Origin of the sequence: Methylobacterium nigriterrae (assembly GCF_037106235.1) — a bacterium.
In the GTDB taxonomy this organism is placed as follows: domain Bacteria; phylum Pseudomonadota; class Alphaproteobacteria; order Rhizobiales; family Beijerinckiaceae; genus Methylobacterium; species Methylobacterium nigriterrae.
In genome coordinates this window covers 1-547 of the sequence record NZ_JBAWTG010000505.1, presented here as the reverse complement: position 1 = coordinate 547, position 547 = coordinate 1, and the positions used below count along the sequence as shown (strand labels likewise).

Below are 547 nucleotides of genomic sequence, written 5' to 3'. Positions count from 1 at the left end.
GTCGTGCACGGAGAGGATCGGGTCGGCTCCCCGATCGGGAGCCTCGGCGAGGCTGTGTCCGGCTGCCGCAACCGCGTCGCGCAGGACGCGGTAGCGCGCGGCCTGCTCCGGGTGCGGGATCAGGGTGCCCCGCCGGAAGAACTGCGCGGGGTCGTGCCGAAGGCAATCCGCGTGATGAAAGACCCGCATGTTCTGGCACCCTTTCCTGGCGGTCGCCCGAGTGTCGAGGCAGCTCATCCCGTTTCCATTGCCGACCTCTTCCCGATCCGCAACCGGTCTTGACAGTTGACAGAAATATAACTGTAATCGAACAAAACGTACCGGATTTTGAGACGAGATCTCGAAGCGGGAACGAAAAACGAGGAAGCGCGCTCAACCCCAGGAGGAGGCGGCGATGGAACACGCCCACTTCGACTACGTCATCGTCGGCGGTGGAACGGCCGGGTGCGTGCTCGCCAACCGCCTCACCGAGGACGGCCGCCACCGCGTGCTTCTGCTGGAGGCCGGTCCCCGCGATCGCTCGCCCTGGATCCATCTTCCCATCGGG

The 547-nt window shown here is 65.3% G+C and carries 1 protein-coding gene and 1 pseudogene; one reads left to right on the top strand and one right to left on the bottom strand.

Going from position 1 to position 547, the window contains the following annotated elements; all coding sequences use genetic code 11:
- Positions 1 to 189: pseudogene (locus WDW90_RS37980) on the bottom strand (histone deacetylase family protein); the annotation flags it as partial.
- 205 nt (positions 190 to 394) lie between these two features.
- Here WDW90_RS37980 and WDW90_RS37975 point away from each other — a divergent pair.
- Positions 395 to 547: NAD(P)-binding protein (locus WDW90_RS37975; RefSeq protein ID WP_336492855.1), on the top strand; the 153-nt coding region annotated here is incomplete at its 3' end.